Below are 26,347 nucleotides of genomic sequence, written 5' to 3' on the forward strand. Positions count from 1 at the left end.
GTGGCCGGTCGAATATCTGTGGGAAATTCGCAACGGCATTCTGGACTACTTCAGTGCCTGCCTCCGGCGGCACGACCTGTGGGGCTGGTACTTCTGACTGTGCCGCCTGCGCGGGTTCCGGCCACTCAACCGGCTGAGGTGCGGATGCCACCTCCGGCTGCGCAGTAGCGCGGGCATCGGGCGCGCCGCTCGGCGTGCTCAAGGCGTGTGCGAGCTCGCGGACCCGGTCGTCGGCTTTGCGGAAACGATCAACCGCTTCCGTGACCAGCTGTTCTCGAGCACGAACGTAGACCTGCCGGACGCTCGTCGCATCGGCGTCGTTCGCGTCCTTGAATGCCAGCCACTCCACCGCCGCGTGGAAGTGAAAGATCAGCAACCGCAGGCGGTCCTGAGTGATCGCCGCATCTGGATCATCCACTATCTTCAGCAGTTCGTTGATCCCGCCGAGCATGCCGAGGAGCTTCTGGTACCTCGTCATCTCCGCCGGTGCCGCGGTACGTGGATCCACCACCGCAGTGAGGTCCGCCTGCAACGACCGGAGCAGACCGACATCGACAGTCTCCAGCAGACCCCTGTCTCCGATGCTCGTCGGCCCACCGGTCGGGGGTGCGTTCAACCGTGCTGCGAGTTGATGGATGCGGCGGTCGGCGTCGGCGAAGCGCTGCCTAGCTTCGGCCACCCGCGCGTCCCGGTCGCGAAGGTCGTAGACCTGCTGGACTCCGGCCGCGGGGAGGCGGTTCTCGCCTGTGATGTTCTCGGCATCCGTCAACGCCGCCAGTCGTTCCATCACCGCGTGGAAATGCTGTACCAGCGTCCGGAACCGCGTCGGTTCGACCTGCGCGTCCGGTCGAGTCGCGGCGCGCAGCTCGTTCAGCCCGGCGAGCATGGCGTCGAGTCTTTCGACCGGCTCCTGTGTGGGTGAACCCCCCGCCGCATCGCTTTCCGCTTTGACCCCCTCGATCACCAGCTCCAGGAGTCCGGCGTCGACGGCGGCGCGCAGCTGTGCGACAACAGGAGTGTTGTCGGCGGGTGGGCCAGTGATAGGCCCCTCGCCGGGGACTGGCCGTTGTGGGTTGGGTCCGGAAGGTTGGGCCGAGGCTTTGAGATTGCCGTTGCCGGATTCGGGGACGGCAGATGGCGCGTCAGGGTGCGCCGCAGTGCCATCGGGTTCGGAATTTCTCGCGCCCGATTGCCTCCCGCCGTGTCCACCGGGACCGGCTGTGCCATTCGCTGGGGTGTGGTGGTACCGCACGAATGGGTCGAATTCGGCAGGCCCGACCCCGCCGGGGAATCGCTGGTGCGGTTTCCGTGCGTGGCGGTGTGGGGTGCCTGGACCGGACCGGTGCGGACGTGTGGGGCTGGGAGTCCCGCCCCCTCCGGAGGGCGCGTCGGGATGGCCTGGGCCAGGGGGGTTGACCGCACTGGGTGTCTCGCTCGTGGGAACGTGACCGGGCGCGGGGATCAAGGTCGCGACGGTCCGCGCACTCGCGGTCGAGCCGCGACCGCCCGTGGCCAGCACCTGTGCGCGCTGCGGATGCCAGTAGTAGCCGAGTTCCTTGGCCGCGTCGAGCACCCGACGGCCTCGGGCGGTGTGTGCACCGATCTTCCCTCGGAATACAGCACTCACCACCGGCTTGTGAACACCGGCTGCTTGGGCGACCTCGCCCTGTGTCGGTTGGCGTGCAAACTGCCCGGCAACAAACTTTCCGTCGACCAACCGCCCGGGAACAAATCTCTGCTGGGCGAAGGCAGGGTCGATGACCCCTTCGAGCGCAGGTGGAATCGGATACCCGAGCCACTGGGCCGCGGCGAGTACTCGCTGCTCTTCTTCCGAATACGTCGGCTCGGTCCGATCGAGCGTGGTGTTGACGGTATCGCGATGCACTCCGGCCAGCTTCGCCACATCGGCTTGTGTGGCCCACTTGGTCAGTTCCCGCTCACTGAGCCCGAGGAAGAGTTCCGCTACCTCTGTCAGGCGGGCGGACCGCACGGGATCGAGCGCGTCATGCGCTCGACTCAGCTCTGCCGAGACTCGTTCGCGGGTCACTTCCTGAGTTCCGATGCCCAGGAAGTCAGCCAGCTCTACGCGCAATGCGCGCACCTGTCCCACGTCGATATCACGCCGTGGATGCCGCCAGTAGCCGAGGTCATCCGCTGCGTCGTGGACTTGCTGACCCAACGGTGTGTCTGACGCGATCTCGTCTCTGAACACCTCGCTGACTGTCGCGGGAGCCACATCGGCGGCTCGAGCTACCTCGGCTTGGGTCGGTTGTGCCAGAAAATATCCCGGGATGAACGTGCCGTCGACAAATTGCCCCGGAACGAACTTCTTCTCGACGAACGCCGGGTCGATGGCCCTGGCGAGTACCGGTGGAATCGGGTGGCCGAGCCACTGGGCCGCGACAAGTACCCGCTGCTCCTCCTCGGTGTACGAAGGCTCGGTCTGGGCGAGCACGGTGGGGACCGTCCGCCGGTCCACACCCGCCAAACGCCGCACGTCGGCCTCCGTGGGCAGGAGGTTCAACTCCCACTGCGCGAGCCCGAGAAAGAGGGCAGCCACTTCCGTGAGACGGCCGCTCCGCGAACTCGCCGAGTCGTCCCATCGAGGCAGCTCCAGCGATACCCGATCACGGGTCACGTCCTGCGGATCGATACCCAGCGCATCGGCCAACTCCATACGCAAAGTGCGCACTCGCTCGGCAGTGTCCCATGGTCGATACCAGAAGCCGAGGCGGTCGGCTGCCTCGAGTACCTGCTGCCCCTCTGGGGTGTCTGCCGCGAGGTCACCTCTCAGTACCTCGCTGGCCGTCGGCAGAGGCACATCGGCCGCCTGTGCTACTTCGGCCCGAGTCGGTTGTCTCGCGAACTTTCCTGGAACGAACGCACCGTCGACGAACTGCCCGGGAACGAATCTCTTTTGCGCGAACGTCGGATCGATAACATCTTCGAGCGCAGGCGGAATGGGATAGCCGAGCCATTGGGCGGCTACAAGTATCCGCTGTTCCTCCTCTGTGTGTGTCGGCCGGCTGCGGGAGAATGCGTCGAAGACTGCCATCCGGGAGACCCCTGCCAGGCGCATCACATCGACCTGGGTGGGTTGTCTGGCCAACTCCGTCTCATCGTGCTCGAGGAATAGCTCGGCCAGCTCGATGAGACGGGCTACTGTCGGGGACTCTGTTACGCCAGCAACCGTTCGCAACTCGGCCAGTGGATCATTGGTCGAGGGTGGCCGAACCCGACCCCACTTCGTGATCACGAGCAGTTGTGCCAGTTCACCCTTCACCTCGAAGTCAGTATGAGCGCCCGGGGCCTTCGTCATGTCACGGCCGATCCAGGCCGCGATCTCCGGCAGCCGTCCTGCCTCGATAGCCCGGCGCCAGCCCTCCTCACTCAGACACCGCAGCTGTTGCTGCACGGTGTCGATTGCCTGCTGAAGCTGCGGCAGCTGAACCAGTGCCGGATCAATGCCCAGCACATCGGCCAATCCGATACGCAGCGCCCGTACCTGCTCGATATCGAGCTCTTGGCGGGGACGAGCGGAATCGGGGCTGATCTCGACAGGGACAGGTGGCGAGGGCAATTCGGCGTCTGTGGAATCGTCTGGCCCGACCGTGACCGGAAGCTGGAAGCTGTCACTTATCGCGGCGGGCATCCGGAAGACGTGTCGGATAACGCGGTTGTCCTGCTCCCAGTACCGGAGCAGCTCATCGGCGTCGTAATTGTGGAGAAAGTTCTCGACCGCGGTGACGAGTCGGGCCATCGCTGGCGAACCTGTGACATCAGCGATCCGACGCAGCTGTGCCAGCGGTGCTTCCGGTGCAGCGTCGTCCATCGGACGAAGTTGCGAAAGTCCGAGTACTTCCTGCAGTTCTCGATCCAGCTGCGTAGCTCGCCGGTGCAGTCGATCCCGTACGTCAGCGGCCGAATTCTGCTCCGAGAGGACCAGGGTGGTCGCGGCTTGGGTATCGTGGTCCAGCTGGATTCGGCGCCCGATCCACTGCCCGAATTTCACGGCGGGATCGGCATCCCCCAGGTTCTCCGCACTCAGATCGCCGAGCTGGTACTCCACGATTTCCATCGCCTGCAGCAACGGTCCACGGAGTACCAGGTTCGGATCGACTTCGAGTAGGTCGGCCAGTGCCGCTCGCGCTGTCTCGAACTCGGACCGCAGTTGTTCCAGCGCAGCGGAATTCGGGCCCAACTCCGCGGGATCCGCACCAAGACGCGCAACAACGGCACCGCGGGGGGACGGCGACGGCATCCGCATCGACTCGGAATCCCCGGAGACCGCGCTTCGCAATTCGGTGGCTAGCTCGCGGTACCACGGCTCCATCAGCCCGCGCGTGATGTCTCCGTTGCGATGTCCCATCGCTACGGTCATTTCCGCCCGGCGCACCGCCCCGAAGAAGACCAGTTCGCAGTACGTGCGCTCGTTTTGTGGAAGCTTCTCGATCGCGCGAAGGAGCGCTGCGAGGTCACCGCGCATCGCGTCGGCCACCTCGGCGGGAGCACGGGCCTCCACTGCCTTCCGCAACTCGATATATTGCCGAGACCCCGGCAGCGGAAGGTCGTCTACGCCTACCCGGAACACCGGCCCTCGGGACAACCAATCGGCCAAGGTGCGGGGGAGCTTGCTTCGCAGCGCTCCCCGAACGGCGCCGCCCGTTGCTTTCCATATCTTGGCCGTGGAAAGCCCCTGCAGATAGTCCAGCTCGGCGATTCTCCGGTGGATTTCGGTAGGAAGGGCGGCGATGGCTTCGAGCAGCGCCTCGAGATCACCGTTCATCGCTTCTCGCAATTCCGCGGGAATACGGGCCTCTACCGCTCCGAGCAACTGCGCATACTCCGGCGAGCCCGGCTGCGGAAGCTCGTCGACGTCGATCTCGAACACCGGCCCCCGAGTCAACGACTTCACCAGCAGGCCAGGAACAGAGCGGTGTAGATGCCGGAAGCCATCGATACCGCTGTCAATCGCTTCTACAACGCGTGCCCGGCGCAACCCGTGCAGGTAGTACAGCTCCGCAAATCTCTTCTGGCGTTCCTCGGGGAGGTCGACCATGGCCCGAACCAGTGCCTCGAGATCACCAGCCATCGCTTCCCGCAGTTCGTCGGGTATGCGGGCCTCCACCGCTGTGCGCAACTCGTCGTAGCGCTGTGATCCCGGCGCCGGAAGCCCGTCCACCCCCAACCACTGGTACAGCAGTCCATCCACGAGGTCATCCACCGACTCGTCCGTGTCGATCGCTTCGACGTCATCGGACAGGTCGGTGTCCTCGGCAGTATCCGCGTCAGTTCGGATCTCGATCGCCTGGATCAGGTTCTCGATCGCGGCCTGCTCCAGATCTGCGAGCCGGCCCGGCTGGTAGCCGTTATATGGCTGCGCCCTCGCGGTCTCCGCCTGGTCGAGGCCCAGCCAGAACCTGCGCTCCAGCCAGACCCGCTGCACGCGAGGGACATCGAGCATGGCCTGCTCGAACGTCTCTCGGTCCCATTCGAGACGGTCCGGATCCGATTCGCTCGGTTCCGTGTCTCGCAAGTACTCCGAGACGCCCTGGCGGACCCGCTGAAACTTCTTGTCGCCGACCACGTCCCGCGCGATGTCGCGCAACCACTCGCGGACATCGCCGTCCTCGGCGACGGCCCAGAGCCGCGAATCCGCTATATCGAACACAGCGCGGTTGATCTCCTGCGACAATCGCACCAACGGTTCCGGCGGCCGACGCCCCTGTAGCGGCGGAGCTCCCAACATTTCGAACACATCTCGGAACACGTCCCGCCCGTACTGCGCCCGGAACGCCGCAGCATCAACCTGTCGTGCCGGCTGCAGCGCCAGAGATTTGTCCGCGGGCGGTTCGGGGCGCGGGCGACTGGACGCGTCAGGATGTGCCGCAGTGCCATCGGGTTCGGAGCTTCTCGCGCCCGATTGCCTCCCGCCGTGTCCACCGGGTCCGGTTGCGCCATTCGCTGGGGTGTGGTGGTACCGCACGAATGGGTCGAATTCGGCAGGCGCGACCCCGCGCTGGTGCGGTTTCCGTGTGTGGCGGTGTGGGGTGCCTGGACCGGATCGGTGCCGACGTGCGGGGCCGGGAGCCGCGTCAGTCTGCTGTGCTCGTTGCGACGTGGTACGCGTCTCGGTGCCATCAGCTGTGGTCTCGACGTAGTCCGGTGCTTCCGTCCCTGGCAGTGCCTGCGATACATGACCGGGTCGTGTATCCGGAGGGAGCTGGGGTGCCGTCGGCGCCGCACCCGGCGCTTCGGGATCATTCTCGGCCGTGCCCGGCGGGATGTTCCGCTGGACCTCGAACCAGATCGTCTTGCCTCCCGTGCGGGACAAGTCCACGCCCCATGCGGTGGCCATGTTGTCCAGAAATCCGTAGCCCCGGCCACGCATGCCTGGTTGTCTCTGGCCCGCCATCAATGCGTCCAGATCGATGGCATCCCAGAAGGCGTCCACATCGAACTCGTCTGGACCCTCGTCGGGGCTGTCCTGCTGGGTCTGCTCGAGCTCGGCGAAGTTGCTCTCCGGCTGCCACGTGGGCAAACGTCGGCTGTCATCGGCGATCTCTACTCGCAACACGTCATCGAGCAGCCAGTACCGAGCCTCGGCGCTCCCGGCTTCGTGGATGTGCACATTGGTGACCAATTCCGTCACCAACAGCCCCACGGCTTCGATCTGGTCGGGGTCCGGCCAGCCCGCGCCGGTCAGCAGCCCGCGGGCGGCATGTCGAGACGTTCCGACCCCTCGTGGCACCGACTCCTCCGCGAAGCTCAGCTTCACGATGGGATCGGGCAGTACGTTCGACGGATCATGCTCCCCGGGGGATTCGAAGAGCTTGAACCACCTCTTTCTTCTTCCTCCGTGCCCGGTTCGGGCGTGTTGCCCGAGGTTGCTCAACTGGTAGCCCCACGCTCCTGCGTTCTCGTCGAGCAACTCGGTAAGCCGGCCCAATTCCGTCGACGTGCCGGGCTTGTCGCGCACCGGCAGAGCCGGTTCGGAGGCCACGTCGAAGGTCGCGTCGAATTCCTCGACCACCTCCACCACTGCCCACCGGTCGCCCGACTCTCCGAAAACGCCGTGCCGCAGCTGGGTACGTCCGTGCGTTGTTGCCAGCAGCGCGGCCAACATCGATTCGGCGGCATGGATGTGTTCGGCCGGAAAATCGGACAGCGATTCGCGAATAGAGTCGAGCTCGGCTACGAATCCTCCGTCACCAGGATCCGCTGTGGCCGAGTCATTGTCCGTTCCCGCATAAGGTGGATGATGCGGTTCGGGCCATCGGGCGTGGTTCGCCACTGTAGTGCCGCGCGTGCTGCTCTCGACGTAGCCTTCGCCGGCCAGCGCCTTATATGCCGGCGCCAGAGCTGAATGCGACAATTCGAGGTGGACAGCGACTGCCTTCGCCGGGGGCAGTCGCGTGCCCTCAGGTATCCCGCCTGACCGGATCGCCTGGCGCAATAGCATTTCCACGGTGTTGCGCCAGCCGATTCGCCGCGCGGTTTCGGCCAACTCCTGGGTCGGCGATTCGGCGGCGAGCTTGTCCAGCAGTTGCGGTGCGGTCATCGGTACAGCCGGGTCCGGTACCGGTTCAGTCGGCCATCCGTCGTGCTCGGCCACCGTGGTGCCGTGCGCGCGGCTGCTCTCCAGATAGCCTTCGGTGGCCAGGCTCTGGTAAGCCGCTTCCACAGTCGACGACGACAAATCGAGTTGTGTGGCGACCACATCGGCGGGGGGCAGTCGTGTTTCCTCTGGTATTCGGCCCGACCGGATCGCCTGACGCAATGCCATTTTCACGGTGTCGCGCCAGCCGATGGCTTGCGCGATCTGCGTCAGCTCAGCTGCCGACGACTCCGCTGGGAATAATTCCAGCAGCAACTCCGCCCGGTCCGTGGACCGCTCTTCGAGGGGCTCGGTGGGCGGGGGCGCCGGACTGGTCCGAGCGGGAACGAGCATCAAGCCAGCCGCATCGGCAATCGCGAGCATCTGACCGATATCCATTGTGGTACCGGCATCGTCGGCGATGACCAGTGTCTGCTCGGTGATGTCATGAGCCAGCTGCCGCTGTTGGTCCGGATCGAGCGCGACAACGCCGCGTCCGACAGCATGCGCCACTGTGGCCAGTGCGTGCTCGAAAATCTGATCCGCGAACTGGTCACGCAACGGATCCGACGGTGCTTCGGCAACATGTGTGGGCGCGGAACCCTGCGACTCGATACCGTTCGGTGTGAGGTGCGCATCGTCGGGCCGCGGATTCGGCTGTGCGCCTACAGGATTTGATCCTGCGCCATCGTCGACAGGTGCGACCGCATTCGGCGCGGTGGGCACTGCGCCAGTGGCAGCGGAACCATCGATTACCTCGACGCGATAATCGTCGAGGACACCGCCGGATTCGTCCTCGATCCGAATGGCCTCCAGGGCGGCCTGCACCCCCGGATCGACGCCGTTCATGAAGTGCCACTTGATCTGTGGCGGATGGCCGTCCACCCAATATTCGCGATTCAGATACGCGATGCGGAGTTGCTTACGCGCCTGCGCCTCCAGCCTGGTCTGACTCCGGAGCTGTGAGTCGAGGTCGTAGTTCTTGGCCTCATGCCACGTTCGGCCTTCGTCGGTCGAGACATCGACCTCGCTCTCGACCCGACCGGCACCCGGTGTTTCGAGGTGGACGCGAGTGCCCAGCGCATGGAGCACATCGAATTGCTCGGCCAACCCGATCTCTCCCCTGGCTCCGCCGAGCTGGGCGAGATCGCTATTCATGATCTCCTTGATCATGCGGCGTGTGATCGGTACCCCGGCGGATATCCAAGCCTCAACGGCGATGGAAAGCTGTTCGACCTCGGCGAGTCCCGTGCGGAAACCCTCGGGCCAGCGGGCCGCGTCCTCCTCTGTCATATTCGGTATCCGCGCCAGGATCGCCTCCCGTCGCGGCACTAGTTCCTCGAATTCGGCTTGCAAGGCGCGCAACTGATCCTGGAGTTCACCTCGCTGCGCCTCGGGCAGGGGCTGGTGATTACGACGGTAGACATCGGCCAGCAGGTCCGCGAGATTGGTTTGGGTTCGCTCGGCCCTTCTTCGATTCTTATCGACCCACTGGTTCGTCATGGTTACGGCGATATCCGCGACCAGCGCGTGCGCCTTCTGAGTCTGTATGAAGGTATCGGCTGATGTCCTGGCCAGTGCGGCCGCAACATTTTCTGGGAAGCCGAGGGCCACCGAGTTGGTGTGCTTGCTCAGCTGGTGGTCGCGGTATGTGGACTTGGTGGCCGACTGCAGGAACTCGCTGTAGACATTGAGAACGGCAAGGGCTGCCTGATCGGTGACGGCGGTATCGGTGACGGCGTTCTCGATGTCGGAAAGCGTCGTGGTCAAGGCGGTCGGCAATTGACTGATGTCATTGGCGAGATCCTGCGCCGTGATGTGGTGCGCGACAGGCGGTGCAGCCTGCGCGGTTTCCTGACCAGGCGACGATGCGAGATCCCGCAGTGCTCGGAAGAGCATGAGGTCGTCGACCCACTGGGTGGTCTGTGCTGCGGCAATACGGTCCTGTGCCGGGCCCTTCCCGGGAATCTTCTGGCGCTGCCGCTCATAGCGGCCGAGGATGGCTTGCTTGACCTGCTCCGTGGTCGCTGGATCGACGCCGGTTTCATCGACGCGGGTCAAGATGTCTTGGAGTCCACGTGTTTCCGAGCGGGCAGGCGGCACGGATGCTGTCGCAGCGTCGACGCTTGCCGCCGGATTCGGGACGGACGGTTCGCGACCGGGCCCATCGGACTGGACTCCCGCATTTGGCGAACCAGCACCACTGGGATTCGCAGCAGTGCCGTCGGGTTCGGGATTCCTCGCGCCCGTTTGGCGTCGGCGGCGTCCATGGGGGCCAGGTGCGCCATCTTCCCCGCTGTGGTGGTTCCGCGCGTACGGGTCGAATTCGGCAGGTCCGATCCCGACGGTGAATCGCTGGCGCGGCATACCTGTGTGGTGGTGCCGTGCACCTGGACCGGCCGGACGGCGAGGTGCTGGGCTCGGTGTACCGGAGGTCTGTTCGACGGACGCGTCGGTTGGCTCGGGCGCGTTCGGCCATTGTTCGCGGTTCGCCACCGTGGAGCCGAACCCGGGAACGGTTTCCACGTAGCCTTCCTTGTCCAGGCCCTGGTATGCCATTCCCACGGTTGTCGTCGACATACTGAGAAGTTCGGCGACAGCTATGGCACGGGGAAGCATTGTGCCCTGTGCTATCCGGCCTGACTGGATCGCCTGGCGCAACCTCATTCTCAGAGTGCCGCGCCAGCCGATTCGCTCCGCGGTCCGGGCCAGTTCCTCTGTCGGTGATTCCGCCGCGAGCATGTCCAGAAATTGCGGAGCGGACAGTGGTATACCGGTGTCCGGTACCGGTTCGCTCGGCCATTGGTTCTGGTCGGCCACCGTGGTGCCCACCCCTCGGGTGCGCGCCACGTAGCCTTCCTTGGCCAGGCCCTGGTATGCCAGTCCCACGGTATCCGTCGTCATACCGAGGTGCTCGGCGACAGCTCTGGCCGGGGGCAGCCGCGTGCCCTGTGCTATCCGGCCTGACCGGATCTCCTGTCGCAACGCTATTTTGAGGGTCTCGGACCAGCCGATGCGGTCTGCGGTTTGGCTCAGCTCCCCTGCCGGTGATTCCGCCGCGAATATCTGCAGCAGCAGATCTGCGCTGTCCAGCACGCTGTTGATGACGGCGGCAACCCCTGGAGGCACTTGTTCCGGTGCTTGGGCATCTGCCGCGTCATTTGATGAGAGAGGACCACCGGTTGTCGTGGCGGGACCTACGAGCGAGTCGATATCCGTCCGTAGCCATGCTGCGACCAGGCCCGCTCGAGTATGGGTACCCAGTTTCCGGTTGATGTTGAAGACATACGTCTTCACGGTTTGCGGTGTCAGCCCGAGGGCGGTCGCTATGTCGTCGTTTGTCCCGCCTGCTGCGATCAAGGTGAGTATCTCGACATCACGTTCGGACAGTTCCGACAGGTCGGTGGTGCGGTTCGGTTCAGTGATGGGGCCTGCAGTGGGCAGAACGCCGTTGCGTATGGCTATGGCCACCGCGCCCGCGCGAGTGCCCGCGTCGAGTTTGCGGTTGATACGAGACGCATACGAATCCACGGTCCGCACTGTGAGCCCGAGGGCGTCCGCAATTTCGGCGCTCGTCTTGCCCGCGGCGATCAGCGCGAGTACATCGACTTCGCGTGGCTTCAGCGCGGGGAGGGAGCCGGGCTCGTTTGCGCTATCTGTTTCCGCGTTCGCAAGGAAGCCATTATGTATGGCTACGGCCACCATCCCAGCGCGAGTGGACATTCCGAGCTTGTCGCCGATTCGGTCCGCGTACGAATTCACGGTGTCAACGCTCAGTCCGAGAGCATCTGCTACTTCGCTGCTGGTCTTACCCGCCGCGATCAGCGCAAGCACCTCGAGTTCGCGCGCCGTCGGCTCGGAAATGCTGGTGGCTGAACGGCGTTCGGTCGGCGAATAAGGGTCTGTGCTGGGGAGGATGCCGCCGCGGATGGCCACCGCGACCGCCGCCGAGCGACTATCGGCGCCGAGCTTTTCTTGGATGCGAACCAGGTGCGCCCGGACTGTGCGCTCTGCCAAGCCAAGCGCGGACCCGATCGCCTTGAGCGGCATGTCCGATGCGACAAGCCCGAGTTCCACGAATTCGAGATCGGTCAGTGTGCCGGTGCTGTCGAACGTGTCGGTGTGCATCAACTCGGCGAGTTTGTTGATCGTGTCGCGTTGGAGGGGCGCGATCTCGTCGTTACGCCGCGCCGCGTTCATTGCCTCACCAAGGGCAGTGCGCTCGAAGGCACTCAGCTGAAAGATGGCGTCTCGGAATCCCTCCGGGGTCATCTGTGCCAACCCCTGGCTCACCGGGTGGAACTTTGATACCCCCTCGGATTTCTGATATGCGGCCGCTATCCCGGTCTTCAGTCGTGTGAAGATCGGCCCCGGGACGGAGGGGTGGCGTGGGTTGTTGGTACTCCGCGGCGATACTTGGGCTGGTTGGTTGTCGCGGCCGGCACCGTTCCCAACGCCTGTGTCACCGAGTCCGCGAGCGTCGGCCTGGTCCGCCCGTTGTGTCGGTGCGTTCGGTAGTTGTCCTTTGCCGGGACGCTTTTTGGGCTTCGGCTGTGGTGTCGGTACCGGCGTCGATGGTTCCGGTGGCGCCTGGGGCGGTTCTGGTCGCGTCTTCGGTTTGGCCTCGGCCTCGGGAACCATGGGTTTGGCCTTGCCTGGTTCCGCTGGTGGCTTCCGCTTGCGTGGTTTGGGTTCGCCGTCGCCCATCGTGGCTTGGGCCTGGGGGATGAGGCGTTTTGGTTGAACCGGCGGCTTGGGTTGGGCGAGTTGTCGGGGTGGTGGTCCGGCGACGATGGGCACACCGGATTGGTCGGGGTTGTATTCGAGGCTGTCGGGATGCTGCTGGGGTGCCGTGGGTTTGTAGGGTGCGCCCGGGGTTTCGGGGTCGGGTTCGAGGGCGTACCGGCTGGGTAGGACGGGTGCGGAGTCCGGTCGCTCGGGGTTGGCGTCCAGGTGGGTTCCCGGCGCGGCCGGGTGACGGCCCGGAAGTGGTTCGGGGACCTCTGCGGGACGTGGCTGCGCGGAGCCGGGGAGGTTCGCGCGATTGTCGTCGGGGTCCTCGGAGGCTGGAGTGAAGGTGGGGGAATCGGCGGGCAGGCGGGTGTGGGTCGCCGAGGGTACGCGCGGTATGACGGGTATGGCGTTGGCGGGTGGTTCGTCCTCCAGGGGGTAGGAGACGCCCGGGATGGTGATGTAATCCCCGGGCGGGCGTTTCCAATGCTCGGCTCGTTCTGCCGGGTTCTGCCAGACGTTGTGTTCCCGTGGGTCGGGCACGATGGTTCGAGGTGGGTCGGGCACGATCGTTCCCGGTGGGGTGGGGAACTCTTCGGGTTCGGCGGGAGGTTCGTCGTCGTCGGTGCCCAGGCCGGTCGCGGCGAAAAGTTGGGCCGGTGGCGTCGTGGCAGGGTGCGGGCTTTCCGTGTGGTCGGCAGTCGGGGAGCCGGGGGCCGGAGTCGGGGAGCTGGGGGCCGGAGTCGGGGAGCCGGGCGCCGGAGTCGGCGGATTGGTGTGTGCGCTAGGGCTGTCGGCGTTCGATGTGTGGCCGGACAGGGCTGTTGGAGTCGCGTAAGAGATGGGGTTCGGTGGGAAAGCGCGCGCCGCGGGATCGGTCCCGGCATGGGATGCGCCCGGCGTGGTGTCCGGAATCGACCGAGCCGGGTCCGATGGGGCGACGGAGTTGTTGGCGTCGGGAACGGGATGGGTCGACGCCGACGGTGTGGCCTCGGCACCTGGTTTCGGCGGGACCGTGTGCGTGCCAGGGCTGCTCGTCGCGGTCCCGGGGCGCGTCGGCGACGGCGTGGCATCCGGAACCGGTCGCGGTGGGTTTGTTTGCGCGACCGGATTGTTCGCCTCGGGACTCGGCGACACCGGCGGTGGGACGTCGGTGGCCGTTTTCGGCGCGTTCGCCGAGGCGGTGGGATTGGTCGCACCCGGCTGTTCCGGCGTTGAGGTGAGGCCCGCTTCGAATTTGGCGAATTCCGCGTCGAAATCGAGGTTGAGGAGGGGGTCGTCAGCGGTCGCCGCGGGCGGCTCCGAGGCATCGCTGGACGATCGCGCGCCCGATGCTTGCTGTGGCGCATCGACGCCGGTCTGCCCCGGCTCCACCGGCCGGAGTTGGAACCCTCCGTCCGGAGTGGATTCGACCACATAGGCGCTGCTGCCGTCGCTCAGAATTTCAGCAGTGTGACCAGGGGCATCCGGTGGTGTGCCGGTCGCGTCCACGGTCACGTCGGTGCCCAGCTCAGGACGTGCCTGAGCGCCGTCGACGTCGATCTGCGGCGGGCCCAAGCTGCCTTCGGGACGGTCCATGGTTCCGACCGACCCCGGCTCCTGCACCATGTGCTGTCGTGTCTGATTCCAAGCAGCCCAACGATCAGTGCCTCCAGGACTTGCCCCAGGGTCGGATGACCCATGCGACGAACCCGGTTGCGGGCCCGAGGTACGAGGTGTGGCTCCGCCTCCGCCTCCGCCGGGATCAGGTCCGGGCGTGTTGCCAGGGTCGTTCCTCGCTATCGCGCCGTCGAGATCCGGTCCGAGGTCGCGGTAGATCTGCTCGATCTCCAGCATCATCTCGACCTCCGCCATCTTCTGGGGCGTGAGGTCAGGGGGCCGGTTGTCACTACCGTCCCCGGACAAGCGCTCGTGAGTCCTCGCCCGCGGCGGGGCCACCTCACTCGTACTGGACACCAGCTCAGGACTCGCTGACCGCGTCTGGGGTGGCTGCCCATCCTGGGGTGTGGCAAGCCTCGGCCCTGGCGCGGCGCTGTCGGGGGGCGCGACCGATCCACCCGGGTACGCACCGGCCCGCGTGACACGCACCGCGGCCCCCACGGACCCGACGAGGCCCGCGCCGAACCCGGTCCAGGCCATCGTGGCCAGATCCTTGCCCCGCAACTCCCCACCGGTCAACGCCCACGCGGTCAGCCCACCGGCCACACCACCGGAGACACCACCCACACCGCCCGCCGCGATCGTGCCCAGCACGCGCCCGCCTACCCGGGTCACCGCGGGCGCGACGACAGAGGCAACCTGGACACCGACGAACCCGCCGACGGCACCGGCCGCCGCCCCGATGCGAACCTTCTGCCAATCCACCTCCGCCCGATTGCCTTGCGCGATCTGCGCACGCTGCGCGATGTACGGGACCCCGCCGCCGATCGCCGTCCCGAAGAACACACCCTTCGCGGAGAGCACTACGCGCGGGTGCTCGACGACGAACCGCGCAGCCCGCGCCAGCATCGCCAGCACCAGGTCGCGTTTCGCGAGTTCCATCGCCGCCCGCGCCTCGGCCCGATGCAGAACCGCTCTCGCGATACTGCCGGGCGGAGGCATCGCCATGTCGATGATGACCTGCGCGAGCAGCGCTCCCGCGATGCCGATGATCACGTACTGCTCGTACTCGATGGCCGTGGCGTTTTCGTACAACTGCCGGGCCATGCGGTTGTTGAACTCGATCTGCGCCCGGGTATCGGCGATCAGCTTCCGATACTGCTTCTGTATCGCGTCACCGGTTGCACCCTCGACCGCCAGCGCCAGCTTTTCCTGCGCTGCTTGGAGTCGATCCACCACGGTCACAAGCCGATTCGCTGAATCCGACCACCCGTCGGCGGTCCGGCGCATCGCTTCCGGGTCGCCATCGGGAAAGTGCCCGAGCACCATATTCGTGAGCCACTCGGGAAAGTACTCCGGAATGTGCACCACGACTAGGCGCTCGCCTGTCCTTGTACGTGTTCGACGACCAGTCGGTACAGCACCTTCGCCGGCCCGCAAGCACTATCGCCATGCAGCTCGACTTCGGTGAACGACTCGACCACTGCCGCCCGGGAGTCGAAACGGCCATCGGAGAAGCAGGCACCGCTCAACTGGCCGCGCCACTCCCGGTAACCACGGACAATGGCCGCGAGCGTGTCGCCGCGGTCCCACGGCCCACTGATGCGCCGGTATTCCGTGATCAAAGACCGCTGCGCCAGCTGCCGGACAAGGGAACCCGCCGCTGCCTCCAGGATCCGGCCGAGGTCGCGCACGATGGTCGTGTACATCGGGCGTTCCTCGGATCCTGCCACGCGATCTCCCGATCGTGCTGCGGCAGCGACCTTTTCGCTCAGGGCGGCTGGGTTCGCCGCTACGAACCGGTCGAGCAGGATCCATGCGCCCGGCACGGGTTCTTGCCCCTCGTCCACGACCCGATCCCACGCCACGCTGGACACGGTCCCGTCGCGGAGGTCGGTGATCTCGATCCCGGCGAGATCGAGGAACGGATACTTCCCGAGGATGGCGTCGACGGCCGCCGCGAGCTCGTCCACCGTGTGTTTCTCCACGCCCGAGGTGTCGAACCCGACGATCCGCAGGCCGTGCCGGGCGGCAAGCGCCTGGGCCGCCGCCACGGCGGCCGGATCGGTCCGCACGCGGGAACGCTCCGGTTGGGCCGAGACGCGTTTCGGTCGGCGCGGCGCGGCGGCCTTGTCAGGTTTCGCGGATTTCGCCGCATTCGGATCAGGACCGGTGCGACGAGGCGGAAAGACCTGCCCCGGCGGCGGACTGCCGGGGCCATTCCGCGACCATGGCGTGCCAGGCGCGTTTCGCAGCCAGGGCGTATCGCCCGGTGGCCGCATCGAGCGGCTGTCCGGGGGGCGCCGGGAGGCCGCTGGGTCGGGCGAACCGGCCTTGGGGGTCGCGGTGGCGGATTGTGAGGTAGCCGTGGGTGGTGTCGGCACCTGTGCAGCAGGCGACGCGGCGGCTCGCGCGGTCGGAGCTGCGGGATCTCCAGCAGGCGGCGCTGCGGCCGTGCTGGGTACCGGCTCCTGGCCGGGCAGGTCGGGCGTGGCACTCGGGCCGTAGTCGCCGGCATTCGGTTGAAAGGGCGAGACCGGGTTGCCGCCCGGTTGGTACCCCGGAACGTTCGATTGAAGGGGAAACTCGGGGGTGTCCGTTCGGACAGGGGCAGTGGCGCCGGGAGTCGGGCTCGGTTCGGTGGGGTTCGGCGTCGCGAGGGGTTGAGGTTGCGGACTCCATCCCGGTTGAGCGAGCGACGGGCTGACGGGTGCGAAGGTGCTGGGTTCTGGGCCCGTCGGCTGATCGCGGACTTGGGCGCCGAGCTTCTGGTCTTGGTCGTGGAAGGTGTCGTCGACGCCGGCGACGCTGGTGCCCATTCCGCGCAGATTGTGCACCAGGTTCTCGAAGCCGGTGATCCCGTCCTTCGCGGCCGGTTCGTAGCTTTCGCCGAACACCCGGCCAGGCTCGTCGTTGCCCCAGCACTCGCCTTCGCTGGCGAGGCGGTCCTTCAGCCGTGCGAGTTCCTGCTGTGCCGTATCGGCGATGGCGGCGAGTTCCGGGGTCAGAGACCGCAGCAGGTCTGTGTCCACCCGCAACGATTGACCCATAGACCGGTAAACCCTTCCCCTGCGTCAACGACACCGAGAAAAGACATTGTGTTCGACCGGATCGCGCTGGCGCAGCACAGCACCTCTCGCCACTGGGAATAGGGCGAGAATGAGTTCGATTCGCCTCGATCAGCGCGCTGCCGACCCACACGCCGACCGAGGGCGCTCGGCGCGGCCGGGCCTACCGCGTCGACGAGCTTCCGGCTCGGTCATGCCGGGTGGCGGGCACTGTGCTACCTCTGCGCCGACACCAACTTCGGCTCGTGCAGATCCAAGTAGGTCACGTCACCCATGAGCCGGCGTTCCTCGTCGAACAGCGACCTCAAATCGTCGGGAATCTCCATCTTCTCGTGTTCGCGGGCTTCGGCTTCGGAGGTGAAATACACCGCCTCGACGAACCCGTCGGTGCCGCACGTCCCGAGAGTGCCGCCGATGATCTCCGGGCGCAGTTCGTGCACGCGGTCGCCGGTCTGCGCCAGCAGTTCGCGCAGTCGGCCCGCGTCGCGGGTGTGGCCCTCCATGACCTGTACGAAGCCGGCGCGGTCTGAGCCGCCGCCCAGCCACTGGGTCACGTTGGAGCAGTCCAGGAAGGTGACCGGTCCGTCGAAACACTTCTGCGTCTCGGCCCACCAGGCGCCTTGTTCGGGCCGCTCGCTGTTGCGGCGGGCCGCCTCCTCGGATTCGAATCGAACCAGCGCGACGAACGTTCCGTCGTCGCACAGTCCGCTGGTCATGCCGAGGTAGCCGCCGGCTCCGGGCTGTAGTTCCTCGATCCACCGATCCATGCGCTGACGCAGTCGGGCGGGGTCTGCGGCTTTGCCTTGAATGACTTGGATGAACATCGGATCCTCCTTGTGCGGAGCGATCTCCGCGGTGTCGCGGGGCCGGCGCGTCGTGGTCCACCGAGGGCATGACGCCGCACGGCCCGCGACCGCGGCCGACGCATAACCAATCGTTCGCTCCCTACCTGCCGTACGCAAGTCGTTCGCGCTCGAACGGCGACAGCCCGGTAGCCGGAGTTCGAGGGGCGGGGGCTTCGGGGAGCGTCGTTCCCCGGCCGTGCGTCAGGCCGCCGGTATGGGCGTGTGCGGGTGGCGGGCGCTGTACTGATCGCGCTCCGCGATGCGGAGGTACAGCCGGAGCAGCACGTCGCGCAGGCTGATGCCGAGTTCGGCGGCGCGCATGGTGGCCACTTCGAGCGCGAGGTCGTTGGCGGCGGTGCCGGGGTCGCTGAGCAGCTCGTCGAGCACCATCCCGTGCACGGCTTGTTCGCGGGTCAGGGCGACGGTGGGCAACCAGCTGAGTTCCCATGCTTCGCCGGGGGAAATGGTCAGCAGCCGTGCGTTTTCCGGGGTGATGTCGCTGGTGATGATCGAATCGGTGATATCGAGTGCCATGCTCCGCTCTCATTCGCTGTGCACAGGATGACGCGGAACCGCCGTTGGGCTGAGGACTCGGTGACCGTGCTCGGTCACGGCCCGAACGCGGTGGATCCGTCCGTGCCTGATTGCTGTGTGTCCGAGTGGTTTCAGAAGATCGGCGCGTTGCCGAGAAGATCGGCCGACCGGGCGACGCCACAGCTGTTGCCTGTGCTGCCGGGACCGCGCCATATCGAGGTATCCGTGTCGGGCACCTCCTCGAGTAGTCGGGCCACCGGGACTCGGCACGCGACAACCGTTGTGCCGACGTCGATTTGCGGTGGCTACGAGGATAAGGCTATGGAACGCCACGTGAGGATGTCAACTAAGCTTTGACGCATTGTGATGATATTGAATAAGCTAATACGCTTGAAATGACATCTATTCTGATTAGATTGTGGCAGATTCTGTCTGCCGCACCGCTTCTCGCGAATGAATGGAGTACTGCGGAGCGTATTTCTGTGCCGATGCGGCGACGCTGCGTCACTCGGCTGTGGGGAAGGTGCAGCGCGACTGAGCATCTCGTTGGCAACGATACGGTGCTCGGTGCGATTCATCCGACGCCCCTTGACACATAGTGATTAGAATGTCGCACCGTGACACTCTGTGAGCACGTGTATGCAAGACTCGGGATGGGAGACGCGGGATGGCTGACTCGGGCTCGGACGAGCAAGTCGGCAACCTGGTCCGCAGACTTCGCCTAGAACGCGGATACACCCAGGCGACGCTCGCGACCAGGGCGGGCTGCTCACGCAGTCTCATCCAGCAGATCGAGAACGGCACCCGGATTCCGCCGCTCGCACTGCGAGAACGTTTGAGCCTCGCCCTCGGTGCGGAACTGCCGACGGACGGCAGCGCCGCTCCCGCCACGGATCCCACCAGCAGCGCGTACTACGACCTGCGCATGCGGTTCAACGTTCTGCTCGGCAAGGACCCCGAGTTGGTCGAGCGCGCCCTGGGTATCGCACAGAGTCTGATCGATGCGTCCGGCGCGCGGGAGGAGATCGAGCCGCTGCGCCTGATCGCCGACCGGCAAATGGAGCGCGCCGAGGAGATCCTCGCGCAAATCCCTTCGCGCAGCGCCACGGTATGGGAGTGGAACACCGTCAGCGACTGGCTGACGATCCTGGAGCAGGCCACCGCGTCGGTACGCGCGATCCACACCGCCGACCTCGGCACGATCGGCGGCGACGTCGGCGACGACTACCATGCGGCGATCCTGCGCCTGGCCGACAAAACCCATCCGCCGAAGATCGACGTACGCCGGATGTACGTGCTCGACACCGTTTCCGACGTCTGGCCCTACGACGACAAGCTGTGGAAACAGGCTCGCTCCGGGGTGGAGAGCGTGCTGGTCAAGCGGGAATACGCGCGCAATGCGCAGAGCATGCTCGTGGTCGATGACCGCTATGTGGCAGTGGGCGAATACGACTATTCGCGCCAAGCGCGGGTCGCGACGCGCTTCTCGGTGCTCAAACACGACGTCGCCTTCGCCGTCCGGCGCTTCGAGAAACTCTACGATCTCAGGCGCGCCGGGTCGGCCATCGTGGTCGACCAGATCGTCGCCGAGCCGCCGCTGGCGGACTTCGAGCGCCTGACCGAAGGCAACTGCCGCAGCCTGTTCCGCGCCGCACTCCAGGAGAGGTGGAACGCGATGCCCGCACCAGGAGAAACTTCGGTAGAAGGCGAGGTGCCGTGACGCAGAGCCCGGTGCTCACCGATCCGCTCGTCGATCTCGCGACCCTGACCAACCGCTCCGAGGCCAGGAAACGGGAAGTACGCGGACACTTGTCGCCGGATGCGAGGTTCGCCGGGACCGGCGGCCGCCGCTACTCGGGTGTCATCGACGCCTATCACGGCGAAACCGGCCGCGCGCCGGATGCACAGGCCATCGCCGCGCTGGACCGCGCGTGGCGGGAGATAATGCATATCGCGCCGCCCGCGGACTATCTCGACGGCCGGCTGTACGACAAGCGGCAGCCACTGAGCCTGCGCGAGTCGGCGGCGCGCAGCCTCTTCGCCCGGTTGTCGCATCCGGTCGAGGGCGTTCCCGGTGTGCGGGTTCGCCCCGAGGACGTGATCGTCTGTCCGTACTCGAGCACGATGCTGCTCGAGGAGGCGATCGCGACGCTGGCCGTGCCCGGCGGGGTCATCGTGTGCCCCGAGGGCTTCTACAAGAGCTCCAGCATCCATGTGGAGAAATTCGGGCTCCGGATCGTGTCCTGCCCGGTGGCGCCGGACGACGCGTTCAAGATCGACCCGGTCCGGCTCGCCCGCTGCCTCGACGATCTGCGCGCGACGGGCGAACTGTGCGGCGTACTGCTCACCCTGCCGGGCAACCCCGTGGTCGCCGACTACACGGCGGCCGAACTGGCGGAGATCGGGCGGGTCCTGCTCGACTGCGGTGTTCCGGTCATCTGCGATATGGCCTTCGACCGGCTGGTGGCCTCGCACATCCCGATCGCGGCGTTGCACGTCGAGACCGACCAGGGCGTTCGGCGCCTGTACGACGTCGTCTTGACCATCACGGGCAATTCGAAGGGCTACAACGCCTTCGGGCCCTGCAAGCTGGGTGCGGCGTGCACCGGCGACACCTCGTGGCTGGAGCGGATCCGGGAACGGCTCACCATCTCCTTCCAACGCGAGACCACCCACCTGGTCCGCGCGATACTCGAGCACACCTCCGAGGACTACTTCGAACGCAACCACGCGCTCATGCGCGCGCAAAGCGAAAAGGCCGCCAGGCGCCTCACCGCGATCAATACTCGCCTCGGCGCCGACGTGCTGCGACCATTGGGCAGCCAGGAAGGCATGTTCCTCTCGCTGGTGTTCGATCGAACGCTCCTCGACGCGGCGGGTATGCACACCAGTGCCCAGGTGGAGGACATTCTGCTCGCTGTCGCGGGTGTCGACAGCGTGGCGTTGGACCGGACCGGCTCGCTGCGTCCGGGGGTGCGCCTGAATGTCCTTGCGCCGCGCAAAGCGCCGAGGCATGAATCACCCGCTTTGATCGACGAACTTTTCGACCGGCTCGAGCGATTGCTCCGCGACATCGTCGACGGCCAAACCTATCGCGAGGCGCTCGCGGCCCGTGGTCTTACTGCCCTTGTGGCCGAAACGAGGGCTTCACGGTGATCGTGGGGGTGCTTCGCGAGACGGCCCCGCGGGAATCCCGCGTCGCGCTCACTCCGGAAGGTGTGCGCAAACTTTCGACGGCGGGGCTCCAGGTTGTCGTGGAGGAGGGGGCGGGGCGCGGCGCCGGCTTCGGCGACTCCGCTTATCGTGCGTCCGGGGCACTCGTCGTCGCAGATCGCGCGACGGTGTTCGAGCGCGCAGGCATCGTGGCCTGGGTGAAGCCGCCTGCTTTCGAGCTGGATTCGATGCCGCTGCGGGCAGGGACGACGTTGCTCGGATTCCAGGATCCGCACTACCGCCGCGACGAGATCGACCGGCTGCGCGGGCTCGGCGTCGAATCGGTCGCGTTCGACCTGGTGCCCCGCGACGACACGACCACCGAGATCGATGCGCTGTCCACCATGAGCCGGATCGCGGGCGCGGTGGGCTACGCCGAAGGCCGGAAGCTGCTCACCCCTCAGGTGCGGGCGCGCCCGGTCCGCGCACTCGTCCTGGGTTGCGGCGTCGCCGGGCTCGCCGCGATCGCTGCCGCGTCCACATTCGACGACGAGAAGCCGACCGCGATCGGAAACCGGCCCGAACAGGAGACCGCCGCTCTCGCCGCGGGGGCCGGACGCTTCGTGCCGAACCAGGACGACAACGCGGCGCTGCTCGACCACCTCGCCACGACACCGCCCGACCTCATCGTCTGCACCGCCGTACACCGTGGATCCCACGCACCCCGCCTGCTCGATCACGGGTCCTTGGACCTGCTTGCTCCTGGCACGGTAATCGTGGACCTGGTCGCCAAAGCGGGCGGCAATTGCGTCGCCACGGTGCCGGACAGCACCGTGACCCTGCCCAACGGCGTCGTCGTCACTCATCGCTCGAACTACCCCACCGCCCGCGCGGAGGCCGCCAGTCAGGCTTACGCCGCGGCGACGGCGGCCATGATCCTGCGGATCGTGCAACGGCAGAGCTGAGCGCCCGGCGGAACCGCCTTGACGTTCAATGAGAACGTGTTCTAATTCTTGGCATGCGCAGATTTGACGGTCGCCGCGTAATGGTGACGGGAGCGGGATCCGGCATCGGTCAGGGCATCGCCCTGCGGCTGCTCGACGAGGGGGCCCAGCTGGTGGCCGCCGACATCGACGCGACCGGCCTGACGGCCACCGCCGAGAAGGCGGGTGACGGCGCCGGACGATTGCGAACGGTCGAGGTGAACATCGCCGATCCCGAGTCCGTGCGCGAGGCGACCGAACAGGCGCTCGAGTTCCTCGGCGGTTTGGACGTGCTGGTGAACGCGGCCGGCATCCTGCGGCCCGCCCGCACCCACGAGATGCCGCTCGAAGTGTGGAACCAGGTCATCACGGTGAATCTCACCGGGACCTTCCTGATGACCCAGGCCGCCTTGCCCGCACTCCTGGACACCGGACGCGGAGTGGTGGTCAACATCTCCTCGACCGCGGCCTTCAGCGCGGCCCCTTACCTCGCCTCCTATGCGGCGTCCAAGGGCGGCGTCAACTCCTTCACCCACGCCATCGCGCTGGAGTACGCCAAGCAGGGGCTGCGGGCGGTGAATATCGTTCCGGCCGGTATCACCAGCGGTATCACGACGAAGTCCATCCTGGATCAACCCGAGGGGTTCGATCCGCAGCTGTTCTCCCGGATGACCGGGTGGCTGAACGGGGGTGCCCTCGGCAATCCGGATGACATCGCCGGGGTGGTCGCGATGGTGGCCTCGGACGACGGGCGCTACATGACGGGGACCGAGATCCGGGTCGACGGCGGCGCGCTGATGTAGTTATATGGCAGCCTCTGGTCGACCGGGTCAAGGGCAGCCGCTTCCACAATATGAAAGAGCTGCGGCCGCCGTCGGCGGGCAACACCGAGGTGCGAATGCTGTTCGCTTTCGACCCAGTCCGCGAGGCGATCGTGCTGGTGGCCGGTGACAAGTCCGGTAACTGGCAAGGGTGGTATCGCGAGGCGATTCCATTGGCCGACAAGCGCTTCGCTGAGCACTTGGAAGCGCCGGAGGAGCAGTGATGACATGAAGTACACGAAATGGAGCGAGGTCAAGGAGAAGGCGCGGGCGCTCGACCCTCGTACGGAGGACGAACGCACTGCGGCTGCCGCTCTGGCGCGGGAGCGCCGCGATGCGTACGTCCGCGGCCACCAGCTGGCCGAAATGCGCAAAGCTGCTGGCCTCACGCAAGTGGAATTGGCGGAGGCGCTCGGCGTATCGCAAGCGCGTGTATCGAAGATCGAGCGCGGTGAGATCGCCGGAATCGATACCATTCGTGCCTATGTCGCCGCTCTCGGTGGGACGGTCGACGTAGTCGCCTCGCTCGGAGACCGTACCTGGAAGGTTGCCTGACGGCGCCTCCCGCTCCCGCGCACGAGTCGCCGAGCTGGGACACCACGTTGCCTAGCCTGACCATCGTCGACAACACCGACGGCCAGGTGCACGCGCTGGTGTTCCGTTCGGGTACCGGACAATTGGTGTGTGCGGCTCCGGTGCTGGCCGAAGGCGGTGCGGGTAGCGAGAATTCGCCGGTCGGGATCGGGCGATCCGTGTTCGTCGCGAGCACCTACGGTTATCCGTATCCAGCGCTGCCCGAGGGTGCGGGCCCTGCGATGCCCCCGAGCGCGCCGTTCACCGGCGGGATGACGCGGATCGACGTGGCGGACGATCGATGTCACACCGTCTGGGAGAACAGGGTTCGCAGCGCGGCGGTACCGCGTCTGTCCACCGCCGACGGTGCGTTGTACACCATCACTCGCGTCGGCCACGGCCACACCACGCCCCTCGACGGGTACGCGTTCACCGTGCTCGATCCGGATCCCGGTATGGTCACCGCCTCGCACTCGCTCCCAGGCACCATCGTCGACGATCCGCTCCAGACCGCGCCGTTGATCACCCACAACGGTCGGCTGTTCCAAGGCACGGTTACCGGAATCCTGCGCGTCGGGTGAGTTCTGTCCTGTCCATCGGGACGGTCACCGGTCCACCGGGTCGGAGCGTGCGTCCCGGGTCCCGTCGTCGCCAGCGGGCGTAGCGGAGTTCGCTCCATCACTGTGACGTGGATCTCTCGAACTCGAGTGGCGCCGTGTCTATTTCGCGCGGTTCCGGCCCGTTCGGAGGGGTAGTGAGGCGAAGATCACATACCTCTTGATGATTGCGCCTGAGGTGCTGAAGGACGGCGATGTGGAGCCGACCGAGACTCCGATGCGTGCGCCGGTTAATTCGGGGCCTGTTGGGGAACTGACCGGTCTTCCTCGCCTTCGGCTGTGTACGCGTCGGTTTATTACGAGGTAAACAAACTTATGGTCGCTTTCTATTCGTCGGCTTGTAGCAACCGTCGTTTCTTTCGAATGAACGTGCAGGTGAGAGCGCATCTCGGCAAACCATTGAGTGGTCTATTGATGGGTGTAGCTAATGCCGCGGGATTCGTGCGATCCCCTCTGGGCAGCCGATTCGGAGTAGCGGCCGAGAGACGTCACAAGGGTGTCATCGGCCCGCTGAAAGTGCGCCTACGGCCGCTGCGTCAGGTTTGCTGAGGAGGGTCGCATGGCGGGTCCCGCAAGGGTTTGCTGAGGTGCTGCTTTATACGCTTGACCACGGCGGGGACGGTTGCGTAGGGATAACGATTGTGTAGAGTTGACGGTAACGCTGGCCGCAGCTCGAGCGAGACTCGCTGCGGCCAGCGGAACTCAAATGGGGGACCTCGAAACCGATCCGTGACCCGGCGTAGCTGGCGGTTGCCCGAGCCGCGGTCACTCCGGGTGTGCTGAATGTTGTCTAGCTCACAGCCGTGAACTGATCACTCGAGCGCTCCGAACCCTCGCCCGCCTGTTCCAGTACCGCGCGGCGCCCGAGGACGAAGGCATAGGCCAGGAAGAACCCCTCCGCCGTGAAGCCGATCGCGATACGGACCGGCGCAGGTAACGGGCTCGGCGTCACGAATCCCTCGATGAAGCCACAAACCAGCAACACCGCGACAAGTCCGAGCGCCACCGTCGCGGTCGCCCGTCCTTGCCTGGCCACCGCTTCCACCCGGCTGAGCCGACCCGGATCGATCAGCGTCCAACCGAGTTTCAGCCCCGCGCCGCCCGCGACGAACACCGCCGTCAGCTCCAGGGTGCCGTGCGGGAGGATGAAACCGAAGAACGAATCCAGCCGCCCCGCGTCGGCCATCAGGCCCGCGCTGACGCCCAGATTGAGCGCGTTCATGAACAGCAAGTACAGCGCGGGCAGGATCAACACGCCGGTGAACAAAGCGATCGCCGCCACCCACGCGTTGTTCGTCCACACCTGCGCGGCGAACGCACCCTGCGGATGATCCGAGTAGTACGTCTCGAACGCGCCGCCGGGTGCGGTGAGCTCCCCGGTGTCATCAGGGATGCCGAGAACCCTTCGCGCCGAGTCGAACCGGTCCACCCAGACGGCCAACCCCGCCGAGACGAGCAGGAACACCGCGGCCACACCGGCCCACCACGGCCAGGACCGGTAGAGCGCCGCCGGGAAACGGTGGCTGAAGAACCGGCCGACCTCCTGCCAGGTGTCGGTACGCGTCCCGAGCACTCTGCCGCGGGCACGGGCCAGCAGCGCGCTCAGTCCGGCGATCAACTCCGGGTCGGGACTGTGCGACTGCAATCGCGCCAGCTGCTGGGACGTGCGGCGATAGAGCATGACGAGTTCGTCCGCCTCCGCGCCGGTCAGCTTGCCCCGTTTGGACAGGTAGTCGAGCCTTTCCCACGCCCTGCGGTGCGCCAGGCTGTATGCGTCCACGTCCATTCGGTTGCCTCCCACTCCCGCCGGTCGCAAGAATGCTATC

12 protein-coding genes (1 of these 12 running past the window's edge) are annotated in these 26,347 nt (G+C 66.2%); 7 read left to right on the forward strand and 5 right to left on the reverse strand.

Annotation, left to right across the window (positions count from 1 at the left end; all coding sequences use genetic code 11):
- From OHA40_RS15840 to OHA40_RS15855, 4 genes are all read right to left on the reverse strand, one after another.
- Positions 1-15,298, reverse strand: partial view of a GntR family transcriptional regulator gene (locus OHA40_RS15840; protein ID WP_330233795.1) — the start only. It extends 25,877 nt beyond the left edge of the window; 15,298 of the gene's 41,175 nt are visible here — the first part of the coding sequence; its start codon is at positions 15,296-15,298; the stop codon falls past the left edge of the window.
- A gap of 2 nt (positions 15,299-15,300) precedes the next feature.
- Positions 15,301-16,977 carry a WXG100 family type VII secretion target gene (locus tag OHA40_RS15845; protein WP_330233796.1) on the reverse strand — a complete coding sequence of 559 codons (1,677 nt, stop codon included), beginning with the start codon at positions 16,975-16,977 and terminating at the stop codon, positions 15,301-15,303.
- A gap of 233 nt (positions 16,978-17,210) precedes the next feature.
- Positions 17,211-17,819, reverse strand: coding sequence for a hypothetical protein (locus tag OHA40_RS15850; protein WP_330233797.1), 609 nt, complete (start codon positions 17,817-17,819; stop codon positions 17,211-17,213).
- A 222-nt stretch (positions 17,820-18,041) separates the two neighbouring features.
- Complete coding sequence (locus tag OHA40_RS15855) at positions 18,042-18,374, reverse strand: hypothetical protein (protein ID WP_330233798.1); 333 nt, start codon at positions 18,372-18,374, stop codon at positions 18,042-18,044.
- Positions 18,375-19,041: 667 nt separating this feature from the next.
- On the opposite strand from OHA40_RS15855, the gene OHA40_RS15860 reads away from it, so the two are divergent.
- From OHA40_RS15860 to OHA40_RS15890, 7 genes are read left to right on the forward strand one after another with little or no spacing between them, the layout of a single operon-like run.
- Positions 19,042-20,094, forward strand: coding sequence for a helix-turn-helix transcriptional regulator (locus tag OHA40_RS15860; RefSeq protein WP_330233799.1), 1,053 nt, complete (start codon positions 19,042-19,044; stop codon positions 20,092-20,094).
- Complete coding sequence (locus OHA40_RS15865; protein ID WP_330233800.1) at positions 20,091-21,530, forward strand: pyridoxal phosphate-dependent aminotransferase; 1,440 nt, start codon at positions 20,091-20,093, stop codon at positions 21,528-21,530. The genes OHA40_RS15860 and OHA40_RS15865 overlap by 4 nt, the downstream gene beginning before the upstream one ends.
- Entirely contained in the window at positions 21,527-22,492 is a 966-nt protein-coding gene (locus OHA40_RS15870; RefSeq protein ID WP_330233801.1) for a hypothetical protein, read from the forward strand. The genes OHA40_RS15865 and OHA40_RS15870 overlap by 4 nt, the downstream gene beginning before the upstream one ends.
- Before the next feature lie 53 nt (positions 22,493-22,545).
- Positions 22,546-23,313 (forward strand): SDR family NAD(P)-dependent oxidoreductase, encoded by a 768-nt coding sequence (locus OHA40_RS15875; RefSeq protein WP_330233802.1) that lies wholly within the window; start codon positions 22,546-22,548, stop codon positions 23,311-23,313.
- 50 nt (positions 23,314-23,363) lie between these two features.
- Positions 23,364-23,555, forward strand: a complete 192-nt coding sequence (locus tag OHA40_RS15880; protein ID WP_330233803.1) for a type II toxin-antitoxin system RelE/ParE family toxin — start codon at positions 23,364-23,366, stop codon at positions 23,553-23,555.
- Between the two features lie 4 nt (positions 23,556-23,559).
- Complete coding sequence (locus OHA40_RS15885; protein WP_330233804.1) at positions 23,560-23,886, forward strand: helix-turn-helix domain-containing protein; 327 nt, start codon at positions 23,560-23,562, stop codon at positions 23,884-23,886.
- A 47-nt stretch (positions 23,887-23,933) separates the two neighbouring features.
- Positions 23,934-24,485 (forward strand): hypothetical protein, encoded by a 552-nt coding sequence (locus tag OHA40_RS15890; RefSeq protein WP_330233805.1) that lies wholly within the window; start codon positions 23,934-23,936, stop codon positions 24,483-24,485.
- A gap of 826 nt (positions 24,486-25,311) precedes the next feature.
- Here the strand turns inward: OHA40_RS15890 and OHA40_RS15895 are convergent.
- Positions 25,312-26,307, reverse strand: coding sequence for a stage II sporulation protein M (locus tag OHA40_RS15895; protein WP_330233806.1), 996 nt, complete (start codon positions 26,305-26,307; stop codon positions 25,312-25,314).
- Between the last annotated feature and the right edge of the window lie 40 nt (positions 26,308-26,347).

Source organism: Nocardia sp. NBC_00508 (assembly GCF_036346875.1).
In the GTDB taxonomy this organism is placed as follows: domain Bacteria; phylum Actinomycetota; class Actinomycetes; order Mycobacteriales; family Mycobacteriaceae; genus Nocardia.